This window comes from Clostridium thailandense, assembly GCF_019207025.1.
GTDB classification, from domain to species: Bacteria; Bacillota; Clostridia; order Clostridiales; family Clostridiaceae; genus Clostridium_AM; species Clostridium_AM thailandense.
Genome location: NZ_JAEEGC010000128.1, coordinates 1 through 13,809, shown reverse-complemented (window position 1 = coordinate 13,809; position 13,809 = coordinate 1). Strand labels below are relative to the sequence as shown.

The window sequence follows — 13,809 nt, the reverse complement described above, 5'->3', positions numbered from 1 at the left end:
ATCCCGGAGCATAAGTTAAATATCGGCCGTGCGTGTCTATATTATTACTTATCACTATATTCTTTATTAGTATATATCTACCTTTTCTATAAAAATAACTTATAGGCATACATTCAATGATAACTAATACAAATTAGACCAATATTATTTTAAATGCTAAAATTATTTAAGAATTATCGACAAAATAATTCAGGTTTAAAAAGCAAAAATATTACACGCTTTTTTCCTTACAGATATCAATATAAACTTATCAGTTTCTTGACATACAAATAAGAAGAATTCTATTTAAAAAGGAGATTTATATTGAGTATTAATTTAAATATTATTTCAGGATTTTTGGGAGCTGGAAAAACTACATTTTTGAAAAAAATTATTCCAAATATAGAAGGTAAAATTGCTTTAATTGAGAACGAGTTTGGTGATATCGGGATTGATGGAGAGTTGATTAATGACAAGCTTCCTATTAGAGAAATTTATGCTGGCTGCATCTGTTGTAGTTTAGTACAAGATTTTAAAAGGAGTATAGAGGAATTAGCATTAATGTATAGCCCTGATCACATATTAATAGAACCATCTGGTGTAGGAACTCTATCTGATATTGTAAATATCTGCAAGAAAATTTCCGAAAATTCAGATCTCGATATAAAGATAAATCATCTTATAACAATTGTAGATGTGAGCTCATTTGATGATTATTTAGAGGGCTTCGGCACATTTTATTTAGATCAAATTCAAAATGCTAATATAATCTTTTTAAGTCATTTAGACAAGATAGATAACACAAAAGTTGAAGAAGTAATTTCCAAAATAAAGTCAAACAACGAAAATGCATTTATTTTTAAGGATGATTGGTATTCCTCTGATGGTAATAAAATAATCGAAATATTAAAGACAATTGAAAGTTTTGAAGTTAACTTAAAAGGAAAAACTGCACGTCTGCCTGCAGACAAGGTATTCAATGCTTTATCTGTTACTAACCTAAAAGTTTTTTCAGAGAAGGATTTAGATAAAATCCTGGTTTCCTTAAAGGATGAAAAGTATGGCTATATTTTAAGAGCTAAGGGAATTTTAGAACTTGCTAAAAAACAATTTGTTTACTTTGATTTTACTCCACACCATTATCATTGGGAGTATATAGACGGAATAGAAGTAGCAAAGTTAACTGTTATTGGCAGTCAATTAAAAAAACAAAAAATATTACAATGTTTCACTAAACAAGTGGCCAAAACATTATGCAGATATCCAAAAATTAAGTAGCTATCAAAAATCTATGATTTAAAATGAGTTCTCTACTCAGCGAGTATTTATTCTACTATGAGTAGGCATTCAGAATCTTCAATTTTTAGATCATCCTTTACTCATTCGACAGCATGAGCAAAAATTTCCATTATTAAATTAGGGAGGTAATTACATGAATAAAATTATTGACTTTAAGTGTACTTATGATAATTCTGTAGGAATTAATAAGGAAATTACTCAAAAAGTAAATTTGCAGTTCCCAGAGGCCTATAAACATTGGGATAGCATGGCACTACTAGCAGAAGAGTTGAAAAAATATGATAACTCAAATTTCTGTGGATTACCATTCTGTCATACTGTTGAAGGAGAAGCAATGGGTGGAATCATTAACCTTGGAGATGAAAATATAGGTCCAAGAGCAAAGGATTATATTTGCACAACTGCTGAGGAGATATTAAACTTACCTGAAATCGACTACAAAAAAGGTCGTATATCAGAAGTTTTAAAAGCTTGTAAATACTTAAGCGACAAAGGTGAGAACGTTCTATTATATATTTCAGGTCCTTTCACAATTATGAACGTTCTAATTGATCCACGTCACATTTTTAAAATCTTTAGAAAAAATCCGAAAACTATGCAAGCTATTTTCGATAAGTTCCAAAAGGAACTATTGCGTTTTGTAGAAGAAGCACAAAAATCTGGAGTTAACATGATTAGTTATGCTGATTCTTCTGGTGGCTTAAACATTTTAGGACCAAAATTTGCCGAACAAACTGTAGAAATGTTTACTTATCCATTACTAAAGAAGATTGAAGAAACTATTGATAACGAAACAATTGTATTGCTTTGTCCTAAAACTACTTTTGCGTTGCTAGGAACGGATAGAGCTGTATGGAAAGACATTAATCTAGGAGAACCTGTAAACTATTCAGAAGCCTGTGTAAAAATAATAGGACAAGCAAAATTTGTTGGACAAATGTGTATTAAGGATAACGAATTTAAATTAGAAAATGGAATAATCAAAGCAGTTACTTTACTTTAATTGTTAATATTTATATTCATTTACAAGGGAGGATATTATATGCATAAAGATGATAAAATGACACCAAATGAAAGATTAGCTGCATTTATGACCGGAAAACCTATGGACAGAATACTAGCTATGCCAGTTGCTTGCTCTATGTCTGGACTAGCACTTGAGATGACTCATAAGGAAAAAAGAAGTAGTGCTTTAAATGAAGCAAGAGCACAAATTGCCTGCTATGAAAGATTTGGCAATGACTTAACTATTGTTGAATATGGATTGCATGGTGTAGGTGCAGCCTTGGGTAGTGAAATGAGTGACCCAGAAAATTCAGTACCAGCAATTATGAACTATGCTATAGATGACTTGAATGATGTTGACAAATTAGATATGTCAAAATTAGAGCTAAAAAATGATAAAGCATTTCAAATGCATTTGGAAGCTGCTCGTATCATAATGGATAAGATAGGAAATGAAGTTCCAACCGGAGTCTTAATTTCCGGACCCTTTACTGCTGCTGCCAGTGTCTATAAAACAGAAAACTTATTAAGAGCAACTAGAAAAAATCCTGAAAAGCTTCATCAATTAATTAAATTCTGTAATGATGCATTGAAGATGATTTGCAGAGAGTTCATAAGAGCAGGTGTTCTCATTTTATTATGTGACCCTATTGCATCAGGAACTATTCTCAATAAAAAGCAATATTTAGAGTTTGTCTTACCATATACAATAGAGCTAATGAAAGATATTCATGAAGCAAAAGGAATGGTTTGCTACCATATTTGTGGAGATACAACGGCAATTGTAGGTGAGATGGTAAAGTCAGGTTGCGACATGATGAGTATCGATAACAGAGTAGACTTAGCATATACAAAACAAATAGTTGGAGATAAGGTTCCTATACTTGGTAATGTAGATCCAGTAGAAGTGTTAATTTTAGGAAATGCTAATGATGTAGATTTGGCAGTAAAAAATTGTATGCAAAAAGCTTATGATAGTCCTTGTGGATATATTTTAGCCTCAGGCTGTGACCTTTCAGGTGCTGTTCCTCTGGAAAATATTGATCAGTTTATGGCTTCTGCTAGAAAATATGGGAAGTGGCCAATAGATCCAAAAAATTTCTCTTAAAATATAAATCTATCAAATAGTAACAAGTGGAGGGAAAAATAATGACAGTATCAAAAGAAGAGTTATTAAAAAGATTATCTGACGGTGTGTTAGAAATGGAAGAAGAGGACGTAATTGAAGCAGCTAACGAATATGTAGAAGCAGGATATCCAGCATTTGATGGTATTATGGAAGGCCTTGTAGATGGTATGAACCGTGCAAGTCAATTATATGAGGAAGAAGAATATTTTGTCACAGATGTATTGCTATGTTCAGATGCAATGTATGAAGGTTTAGCAATTTTAAGGCCTCACCTTCCAGCTGATGAAGCAGAAAGAGAAAAACCAAAAGGAATAATTGGGGTTGTAGAAGGCGATACCCATGATATAGGAAAGAATCTAGTAAAAATCATGTTAGAGACAGCTGGCTTTGATATGATTGATTTAGGCAGAGATGTTACGCTTCAGAAGTTTGTGGACAAGGCTAAAGAAGTTAATGCTGCATTTGTATGCCTATCAACATTAATGACAACAACAATGGGTGGAATGAAGACTGTTATAGAGTTATTAAAAGAAGCTGGCATAAGAGAAAATGTTAAAGTTCTTATAGGTGGAGGTCCAATTTCACAGAAATATTGCGATATAATTGGTGCTGATGGTTATTCAACTAATGCAGTTGAAGCAGTTAAATTGGCAAAAAAATTACTTAATATAGCATAGAAAGAGGTGAAAGCTATGTTATCATCAAAAGAACGCTTAAATATGGTTTTAAGCGGCGAAAAAGTTGATAGACCACCATGTATTTGTCCCGGAGGCATGATGAATATGGTCACAACAGAGCTGATAGAAGAAGTGGGAATACAGTTTCCACATGCACACACGAATGCACAAATGATGGCTGATTTAGCAGCAGCGGTTTATGAAAAAGGCTGTTTTGATAATTATGGTGTTCCCTTTTGTATGACTATTGAGGCCGAAAATTTTGGAGCAAAAGTTGACATGGGAACTCAAATGTATGAGCCACATGTTGTAGAATATGCAATTGACTCGGTAAAGGAATGGAAGAAAATTTCTGAAATTAATTATGAAGAAGGAAGATCAAAAGTAGTTATTGATGCAATTAAATTGTTGAAATCAAAGAACAGTGATGTACCTATTATAGGTAATTTAACTGGCCCTATCAGTACAGCAAGTTCTATAATGGAGCCTTCAATTTTTTATAAAGAATTAAGAAAAAATAATAAAGAGGCACATGAATTTGTTAACTTTGTTACAGATCAGTTAATTACATTTGCAAAAAGACAAATAGAAGCAGGAGCAGATATCATTGCCATATCTGACCCAAGCGGTACTGGTGAAATTTTAGGACCAAAGCTATTTGAAGAGTTTGTTGTAAAATACATCAATAAAATTGTTGATAGTGTAAAAAAAGAAGATAAAAACGTAATTGTGCATATATGTGGGCAAATGAGAAAGGTATATTCAGAGGTAAATAAAATAAAAAGTGATATCTTAAGTTTTGATTCTATAGTTAACATGACTGACGCAAGACGAAATTTAGGCGATAGATTACTAATGGGGAATGTAAGTACTTATACAATTGAATTTGGAGAAGCAAAGAAAATTGCTGAACTAACTGAAAAATGTGTAAAAGACGGGGCAAATATTATATCTCCAGCTTGTGGACTTGGAATGAAGTCTCCTCTAAAAAATGTAAAAGCAATGTTAGAATATCTATCAAAAGGAGATGTATAAAGTAATGCCTAAGATTTATATTAAGCCCCAGAATAAGAGCTTTGAATATATACCAAATAAAAATTTATTACAACTTTTATTAGACAATAAGATTTTTGTTGATAATCCTTGTAATGGAAAAGGATCTTGCGGGAAATGCAGGATCCGACTTATAGAAGGAAATTTACCTGATATCTCAGAAACAGAAGCGAAACTTTTAAAGAAGAAAGAAATTGCTTCAGGCATAAGGCTATCCTGCTTCGTAATGCCTCAAGAGGATATTTCAATTGAAATTTTACAAAAAGAAGGAAAACACGAAATACTTACGACAGGTTATATGCCTAAATTTAAATTTAATCCTTTAATTCATAAAAAGGTTTTTGAAATAGAAAAGCCTACATTAAAAAATCAAAGTTCCTTTGAGGATTCTATATGTAGTACCTTTGATATTAAAAAATTTGATTGGAGCTTGCTGCAGCAGCATGAATTTATCACAGGAAAGGTTACTGGGGTTTTTAATGGCAAAAAGCTAATTGGAATTGAACCTTGCGATACCACTAATATTCTTTATGGCGTTGCAGTTGATATTGGAACCACAACTGTTGTAACTGCATTGATTGACATGAAAACTGGTAAAGAATTGGCTACTGCTTCAATGATTAATGCTCAAAAAAACTTTGGACTGGATGTTTTAACTAGAATCACTTATGAATTAGAACACCCAGAATGTGCCAAAGAAAATTTACAAAATGCAATTGTTAATTCCATCAATGAAATGATTGGAGATATATGTAATAAAGCGAAAGTAGATAGACGAAATATTTATGAGATTTCTGTTGCAGCAAACTGCACAATGATGCATTTCCTTTTAGGAATTGATGCAACATCTATTGGAATGTCTCCATATGCGCCAATATTTATAAAATCAAAAAATATACTTGCAAAGGATATTGGTTTAAAGGCAGCACCAGGTGCTAGATTATACTGCCTTCCATCAGTTTCAGCCTATATAGGTGCTGATATTGTAGCTGGAGCATATGTGTGCCAACTGCATAAAGCTAAGGAAAATATCCTATTTATAGATATTGGAACCAATGGAGAAATTGTTTTATCCAATCATGGAAAGCTGTTATCCTGTTCCTGTGCAGCAGGACCAGCTTTAGAGGGAATGAATATTAGTTCTGGTATGAGGGCCGCAGAGGGCGCAATTGAAGATGTAAGAATTACTGAAACCGGAATTGAAGTTGAGGTTATAGCCCATCAAAAGCCAATAGGACTATGCGGAAGCGGCATATTAGCTGTTGTAAAAGAGTTGCTTCGAGTAGGGCTTGTAAAAAAAGATGGAGCATTTATAAAAAAAGAAAAATTAGAGGAATCAGATTATCGATATAATATGATTCAATTAGATGGAAAAAAACGACAATTTATTTTAAAAGATAATCCAGACCAAATATTAATTACACAAGCAGATGTTCGTCAAGTACAGCTAGCAAAAGGAGCTATCCTTTCTGGTTTTTATGCTTTGCTAAAGAAAGCAAATATTGATATGAGCAAGCTTGATAAAGTTGTTATAGCAGGTCAATTTGGATCACACTTGCCTGCTGACAGTTTAGTAGGGGTAGGCATTTTACCGGAAGAGATTAAGGATAGATTAGTATATGTTGGGAATTCTTCTAAAACGGGAGCGTATATGGCTCTTATGTCTGCTGACGTAAAGCAGGAACTTGAAGGATTAGCTCATCAGATAGACTACATGGAATTGGGAGCATCTGAAGGGTATGAAAGACTATTTACTGAGTGTCTAATATTTCCAAGTTAAAAGATAAAACAAGTTCTCTCAATCCAAAAGCTTGAGAGAACTTGTTTTTTTGCTTCATCTTCCAAATTAAAAAAATATTATTCTATAACTCTAAAATCATATCATACCATTCAGCGCCTCCGTGCACTGAATTAGACATTCCCTTATTTACGTATCCAAACTTTTCATAATAATGAATAAGTCTCTCCTTACAAGTCAGAATAAGCCCTTTGCGTCCTGACTCCTTTGACGCATTTATCATGTAATTCATAAGTTGTGCTGCAATACCCTTATTTCTATATTCCGGTATTACATCAAGCCCAAAGATTGCCTGATAATCTCCATCTTCACTATGCAGACTAGAATCTTTATAAAGTTCATCATAAATAGTAGTTGAATTAGTAATACAGCCATTAATAAATCCAATGACTTTACCATTTTCTTCTGCTACAAAAAAACTTTTAGAAAATGTCTTAATGCGCTGCTCTAAAGATTCTCTAGTTGCTGCTTCTGCCTCTGGAAAACAAATTTCTTCGACCTTTGTTACTGAATCTAAGTCCTCTATCGTTGCTTGTCTAATCATAATGTTTTCATTTAACTCCCCTCATTGGCAAGAATACAAAGAAGATTAGAGCAAACTTCTAATCTTCTTTGTTAAATTCTATTTTCTTTTTAATCCGTCTAATAGTTTGCTAGGCGCACCACTTTTAACTACTGCAACAGCAGCCACTGTTAATATAGTACTTAGTGTAGCCTTTTTTATTACATTAACAATAAATTCACTTGGACCCTTCTCTTTATAAAACAAAAGCATCACCTCCGTTCCGTTAAATACTATTGATATTCGACAGAATATTCAAAATTCCTGCTAACTATCTTTCACTTTTTTCTTTTACTCCTCTCAAGTGAAGTATAAATAACTTATTCTGATACAAGTAAATACTTACAATAATAAAAAATGTCAATTATTTTCCAAGCATATGTTCATATATCTCAGTCATAAACTTTTATAAAGTATTAATCAATTGATAGAAAAAGTGGTATAATTTTTATGTTGCTAACATAACGCTATTAATATATTCGGATAAAACTCTAAAGAGAAAGGAAGTGAATATTTAGTGCTTTTGTGTATTTCTCATACACTTTCACTAAAGATAACTATATGGAAATATTAAGGGTAAAGGGAAACACATTTTGTATTGATACTGGAATGACCTATATTCCTTTTTACAAAATTAATAATAACGAAATTATTATGTTAGATTCAGGTTGGGCAACTGGAGAAAGAGAAGGAATTGACAAACTTTTAGAAGAAAATAATTTTAAGGTGTCCTGTATATTATGTAGTCATGCCCATGTAGATCATGTAGGAAATAATGACTATTTGAAAAAAAAATATAATTGTACTATTGCCATGCCTGCTTACGGAGCTCTTATATGCAGCTCTGCAGCTAACCTAAAGCTTTTCTATAATAGTCAGACCTTATCTGACATTAAAGAACATTTGAAAGATATGGTTTGTAAAACTGATATTATGATTTTTGATAACCAAAATAGAATAAATGTATGTGGAACTGAATTTTGGATTTTACACACACCTGGACACAGTCCTGATCATATGTGTATAATTACCCCTGATGATGTTGCTTATTTAGGAGATGCTCTCATAAGTTACGAGGTCATGGCAGGATCTAAGATGCCTTATGCATACATACTTAAAGAAGATCTGAAAACAAAGGAAAAACTTTATGCTTTAAAATACGACAAATACATCGTAGCCCATAAAGGTGTATATAATGATATTACAGAGCTTATAACTGATAATATAAATTTTTACAAAAATAGAGCAAAAAAAATCTATGATATTATAAATGATTGTATGACTTTTGACGATATTCTAAAAGCTGTCATTAAAGAATTTAATATTCATGCAAGTAACAAATATAAGTATATGGTAATAGAAAAGATGTTACAATCTTATGTTGAATATTTAAATGAAGAAGGAAAAATAGAACTTCATATGGAGAATGGATTCCTTAAATACTCAAAATAGAACTCCAAGCTTGTGATTTTTTACGAGGATTGTCAATTTATCCTCGTAGAAAATAATTACTATTTGCATACTATTTTTCACTTCGGATGAAAGCATATAAATTCTCAATAATTAAGTATATAGTAATTCCTATAGCATAACCCTAAAAACATATCCACTTTTATTTTGTCCATGACATTACGTATTCTTCATAACCTGAATCTTCGTTTTTTTGATCTTTTTCTGTTATGAAACCACAATTTCGATAAAAATTAACTGCGGATATGTTTTCCTTATATACGCCTAATCTTAAGCCTTGGTATAAAGATTTACAGTAATTTACCAACTTTTCACCAACACCTTGTCCTTGATAATCTTCATGAACGAATAATGCTCCAATAAATGAGTTGTCTATAATACTTACAAACCCTTTAATTACGTCATTTTCTTTATAAATAAAGGTTGTTGAAGCCGGTAGATATTCTTCTTCAACATTTTTATAATTTTCAAGCCAGTATTCTCTTGGCATAAAGTTATGAGCACTGACATTAGTTTTTAACCATATATCCATAACCTCTTTAATTTCAAATGCTTCTAATTGTTTAATCATATATTTACACTTTCCCTTATCTTTTAATACTTTTCAATGCTTGTTTAATATCGTCTTTAATATATATACCTCCATGATAGCATATAATTCTATCTATTTCATAATCCAACAGCTTCTCTATGGATTTCTTCGCAGTATCAATATCTAAGGTATACTGTGGATTTGCAATAGCCAATTTACTATTCTCTATTACTAAGGCATCTCCTGAAATTAAAGTTTTGTTTTCCTTTACATAGACTGAAATATGCCCTGGCATATGTCCTGGAGTAGCAACTATTTCTATTCCTCCACACCAAGGAAAAAAATCTTTATCCTTTAAGCATTCATCTACTTCAGCATTTTCTATTGATGCTATAAAATTTTGAAACCTCTTTGCACCTTTTCTGTCTTCTTCTGAAAGTCTATCATATATTCTCTCTGCTTGCTGCAGCCTTAAGGACTTCTTTTTACCACTAATATATTTCTCCTCATCAGCTGATGCAAGAACCTTAATATTAGGATACAGCCTTTTAAATTCTGCCAAAGCACCCATATGATCAAAATCATGATGTGTTATAATTATTTTTGTTAATTTACTAATATCAATTCCATTTACTTCTGAAGCAGCTTTTATTAGAGGCAAAAAATTAGGATATCCACAGTCGATTAAAACGACTTCATTTTTATCACTCAATATAACTGGATAAATAACATTTTTCTTACCATCAAAATCAAACTTTATTTTTAAAACCGTTAACTTATTCATGAATTTTACCCTCCATAATACCCTCTAAAATATTTTACCCTTATTTTCTACCATTACTCAAGTGCATAAACAATTCTGTATTGAAATTGTTCATAACATTTCAATATATAGATACCCACTCTAGACACTTAACTTATACGCATGGATATATTGACATTCTGGAAGGCACATTTAAATACTTTAGACTTATCAAAAGCATTTATCGTGTCGCAAGAATACTAATATATCCCGGAGCATAAGTTAAATGTTGGCTAAAAGTGCCTATAAAAAAATCGGCACTTAAATATCTAAACTGATACTAAGCGCCGACCTTTTATCTTATTTCCAAGTTATATCTGCTTTTTTTCTTGGTACCGTTCTAAAGTATTTAACATCTGGATACCCTAATATCATACATGTTATGATTTTTTTACCTTCCCCTACCTCAAGAAAATCCATAATTTTTTTGTTATCTTGAGCAGCCATTACGAAAAATCCGCTAAAAAGTGTTCCAAGCCCTAAAGCATTTGTCATGAGCTCCATATTTGAAGAAGCTAAGGCTCCATTTACCTCCATTTTAGCTGTAACTACTATTACTACTGGTGCATTAAAAAACAATTTATCTTTTTCTTTAGAATTGTCTTCATTATTTGATTTAAAATCTTCATACATTTTTATCCACATCTCTGCATATCTCTTAAATCTCATAGTCTGCGGAGTAAGTTTACCTAGAAGTTCTTCTCCTTTTTTCTTTAAGCTTTCTAGTGTTAAACCTCTCAGTTCCTGTAGTCCTTCTCTCACTACTGTAAAAGATACATCTTGCATATTACTGCCAGTTTGTGTATATCTACCAGCTTCTATAATTTTTAAAACCTTTTCCTGCTCTACTTCTTTATCTTTGAATTGTCTTACAGTCCTTCTAAACTTAATGAAATTTAAAAGCTTATCAGAATCAACTAAAAACTCCTCTTCATTATACTCCTTCACGTCTTCCATATTATATTCATCCGTCCATACGGCATCCTTAGGACATATAGCAATACAATGTCCACACTTAATACAGCTCACATTGTTAATTTTAGCTTTACCATTAACTATTTCTATGTCTCTTGGAAAACAATCTTTAGCGCATTGTCCGCATCCAACACACTTTTCAACATTTACATTCATCATAATATAATTCACTCCTATATGTTTTTCTGTTAAATATTTTTTGACTTACATATAAATAAAATTTACAATAAACTCATACAATTATATATAAGTTTTATCACGCAATAGAATTATATCATCAAATATTTAATGATGTCTAATCAATATTATTCACACATATATAACTTATAATAGAATTACAAATTGCTCTCTCTATATCTTTCAATATAATATTTCTCTCCTAACAGCTCTTTACAAACCTCCATAATCTTCTTTAAAACAATGTCTCCTACAACATGCCCATAATTATCATTTATATTTTTAAATTTATCTATATCCATCATTTAGAACAGGCATAATAAACATAAATTATAATATTAAAAAGTTGAGTTGTAATACTTTTAAGAACCTTAATTTAATTTGTGATAAACTATTTATATATTTTATATGCTAAAATATTGTTATAACCAAAATAAAAAGGAGGACTTTAATTTGAAAATATTTGGTAACATATTTTCTTCTAAATATAAATCAATTTATAAATCCATTGAAAAAGGTAATATAAACGAAATAAAAGATTATTTAAATGATACGAACAATTTAGATTCTGATTTTCAACTTCAAAGCATACTTCATTACGCCATTGACAATTGTCAAGATAACTATTTTGAAACAATTCAACTTTTAATAAATAGTGGTATTGATATTAATAATCATCATAGTAAATTCTCTGAAACTCCTCTGCATAGGCTTTGTGCAAGATCAAGCCCTCACATGGATTTAATAATGATGCTATTAGAAAAAGGGGCTAAGGTTAATGCAGTAAATCTCTCTGGTAAAACACCTATATTTCACTGTAATTTTAGCTATTCTGTGGAGCTTTTAAATCTTCTAATAAAATACGGAGCAGATATAAACATACGGGATAAATACGGTAACACTCTTCTGCATGATGATTATATTAATTGTTTTGAGGAGCGTTTTGAGGAATTTTTAAAGGCTCTCTTAGACTTTGGTTTTAATATAAATTCAAAAAACTCTGCTGGATTAACTCCCTTAGATTTTTGTGAAAATAAAAAAATTCAAAACATTTTTATAAGATATGGTGGAACTAAGTTGGGAATATAATAATACTAGAATGAAAAAATCTCTCCCTAAATGTGAAGTTGATAATAAACTTACATCTAACTATTTTTTTATCAAATATTATTAAATAAATCTATAAAATTATTAAAATATTTATATATTTTTTAAATTTATTTAATATTTATAGTTTATACTATAATTTGGGGTGATGTAATGTTTGTAAAACATAATAAATTTCTTTCCACTGTCCCTAAAGTCTTTTTTATTATATTAGGTGCAGCTTTATATTCCATCGGATTAGAAATATTTTTAATACCTAATAATGTCATAGATGGCGGAATAGTTGGAATATCTATTATTATTAGCCATCTTGTAAATATTCCTCTTGGTATACTTACATTTATACTTAATGTTCCATTTTTCATACTTGGATATAAGCATATAGGAAAAACTTTTACTATATTAACTCTATTCTCTGTTGTATGCTATTCTATAGGAATATCTATTTTGAAACCGGTTCCAGGGATAACACAAGATATTCTTTTAGCTTCAGTTTTTGGCGGAATAATTGTAGGACTAGGGATTGGTATAATTATAAGAGCTGGTGGTTCTACTGATGGAACAGAAATAGTTGCTATAATTCTTGATAAAAGATTGAGTTTTTCATTAGGACAGATTGTATTATTTTTTAACTTTTTTATACTTTCTACTGCTGGATTTATTTTTGGTTTTGACAAAGCTATGTATTCTCTTATAGCTTATTTCATAGCAATTAAAGTAATTGATGTTGTTGTAGAAGGAATAGACGAATCAAAAGGTATAATTATTATTTCAGAAAAACATGAGGATATTTCAAACGCAATAATGGCAAGACTAGGAAGAGGTTTAACTCTCCTTGACGGAAAAGGCGGCTATAAGCAAGAATTCGTAAATATAATATACGTTGTCGTATCACGTTTGGAAATATCTAAATTAAAATCAATAATTAATGAGATTGATAGTGATGCCTTAGTAACAATCGGCAGTGTTGAGACACACGGAAAGAAATACAAGAAAAATGCTATTCATTAGGATTCCATATAAATATAGACACGCACGGCCGACATTTAACTTATGCTCCGGGATATGTTTCCAAACTTCAGCACTATAAAAATTTTTAATTATTCTAAAGCTCAGTATTTTGAAAATCTAAGAAACTTTTATAAACTCGTACCTCAGACATATAAAAGCTTCTAAGATTTTCTAAAATACTTCGCTAAGAATAATAAAAAAATTTTTATATGTGCTTTCATTTTTGGAATCTC

Annotated in this window: 15 protein-coding genes; 9 read left to right on the top strand and 6 right to left on the bottom strand. The window is 30.9% G+C overall.

Annotated elements, in window-relative coordinates; translation table 11 throughout:
* Positions 1 to 303: 303 nt before the first annotated feature.
* The 6 genes from I6U48_RS21920 to I6U48_RS21895 all read left to right on the top strand — a co-directional run bounded on the left by I6U48_RS21920 (position 304) and on the right by I6U48_RS21895 (position 6,922).
* Entirely contained in the window at positions 304 to 1,257 is a 954-nt protein-coding gene (locus tag I6U48_RS21920; protein WP_218322619.1) for a GTP-binding protein, read from the top strand.
* Positions 1,258 to 1,411: 154 nt separating this feature from the next.
* Positions 1,412 to 2,281, top strand: a complete 870-nt coding sequence (locus I6U48_RS21915) for a uroporphyrinogen decarboxylase family protein (protein WP_218322618.1) — start codon at positions 1,412 to 1,414, stop codon at positions 2,279 to 2,281.
* A 39-nt stretch (positions 2,282 to 2,320) separates the two neighbouring features.
* Entirely contained in the window at positions 2,321 to 3,391 is a 1,071-nt protein-coding gene (locus tag I6U48_RS21910) for a uroporphyrinogen decarboxylase family protein (RefSeq protein WP_218322617.1), read from the top strand.
* 41 nt (positions 3,392 to 3,432) lie between these two features.
* On the top strand, positions 3,433 to 4,089 hold the full coding sequence (locus tag I6U48_RS21905; protein WP_218322616.1) for a cobalamin B12-binding domain-containing protein: 657 nt from the start codon (positions 3,433 to 3,435) through the stop codon (positions 4,087 to 4,089).
* Between the two features lie 15 nt (positions 4,090 to 4,104).
* On the top strand, positions 4,105 to 5,124 hold the full coding sequence (locus I6U48_RS21900; RefSeq protein ID WP_218322615.1) for a methylcobamide:CoM methyltransferase MtbA: 1,020 nt from the start codon (positions 4,105 to 4,107) through the stop codon (positions 5,122 to 5,124).
* 4 nt (positions 5,125 to 5,128) lie between these two features.
* Positions 5,129 to 6,922 carry an ASKHA domain-containing protein gene (locus tag I6U48_RS21895; RefSeq protein WP_218322614.1) on the top strand — a complete coding sequence of 598 codons (1,794 nt, stop codon included), beginning with the start codon at positions 5,129 to 5,131 and terminating at the stop codon, positions 6,920 to 6,922.
* Between the two features lie 82 nt (positions 6,923 to 7,004).
* On the opposite strand, the gene I6U48_RS21890 is transcribed toward I6U48_RS21895, so the two are convergent.
* Both I6U48_RS21890 and I6U48_RS21885 read right to left on the bottom strand, forming a co-directional pair.
* A complete protein-coding gene (locus tag I6U48_RS21890; RefSeq protein ID WP_218322613.1) occupies positions 7,005 to 7,484 on the bottom strand; it encodes a GNAT family N-acetyltransferase in 480 nt (159 codons plus the stop codon).
* 78 nt (positions 7,485 to 7,562) lie between these two features.
* Entirely contained in the window at positions 7,563 to 7,709 is a 147-nt protein-coding gene (locus I6U48_RS21885) for a hypothetical protein (protein ID WP_218322612.1), read from the bottom strand.
* A gap of 354 nt (positions 7,710 to 8,063) precedes the next feature.
* Here I6U48_RS21885 and I6U48_RS21880 point away from each other — a divergent pair, with 354 nt between their 5' ends.
* Positions 8,064 to 8,954: an MBL fold metallo-hydrolase gene (locus I6U48_RS21880; RefSeq protein ID WP_218322611.1), complete on the top strand. Its 891-nt coding sequence runs from the start codon at positions 8,064 to 8,066 to the stop codon at positions 8,952 to 8,954.
* Positions 8,955 to 9,114: 160 nt separating this feature from the next.
* Here the strand turns inward: I6U48_RS21880 and I6U48_RS21875 are convergent, their stop codons facing one another.
* The 4 genes from I6U48_RS21875 to I6U48_RS21860 all read right to left on the bottom strand — a co-directional run bounded on the left by I6U48_RS21875 (position 9,115) and on the right by I6U48_RS21860 (position 11,760).
* A complete protein-coding gene (locus tag I6U48_RS21875) occupies positions 9,115 to 9,543 on the bottom strand; it encodes an N-acetyltransferase (protein ID WP_218322610.1) in 429 nt (142 codons plus the stop codon).
* Positions 9,544 to 9,559: 16 nt separating this feature from the next.
* Positions 9,560 to 10,288 (bottom strand): MBL fold metallo-hydrolase, encoded by a 729-nt coding sequence (locus tag I6U48_RS21870; RefSeq protein ID WP_218322609.1) that lies wholly within the window; start codon positions 10,286 to 10,288, stop codon positions 9,560 to 9,562.
* 318 nt (positions 10,289 to 10,606) lie between these two features.
* On the bottom strand, positions 10,607 to 11,440 hold the full coding sequence (locus I6U48_RS21865; protein ID WP_218322608.1) for a nitroreductase family protein: 834 nt from the start codon (positions 11,438 to 11,440) through the stop codon (positions 10,607 to 10,609).
* 176 nt (positions 11,441 to 11,616) lie between these two features.
* Complete coding sequence (locus tag I6U48_RS21860; RefSeq protein WP_246615494.1) at positions 11,617 to 11,760, bottom strand: diguanylate cyclase; 144 nt, start codon at positions 11,758 to 11,760, stop codon at positions 11,617 to 11,619.
* Positions 11,761 to 11,911: 151 nt separating this feature from the next.
* Here I6U48_RS21860 and I6U48_RS21855 point away from each other — a divergent pair, with 151 nt between their 5' ends.
* Together I6U48_RS21855 and I6U48_RS21850 are read left to right on the top strand one after the other, a co-directional pair.
* The gene (locus tag I6U48_RS21855) at positions 11,912 to 12,547 is read left to right on the top strand and encodes an ankyrin repeat domain-containing protein (protein WP_246615493.1); all 636 of its coding nucleotides are present in this window, start codon (positions 11,912 to 11,914) and stop codon (positions 12,545 to 12,547) included.
* A gap of 171 nt (positions 12,548 to 12,718) precedes the next feature.
* A complete protein-coding gene (locus tag I6U48_RS21850) occupies positions 12,719 to 13,576 on the top strand; it encodes a YitT family protein (RefSeq protein ID WP_218322605.1) in 858 nt (285 codons plus the stop codon).
* Positions 13,577 to 13,809 lie beyond the last annotated feature (233 nt).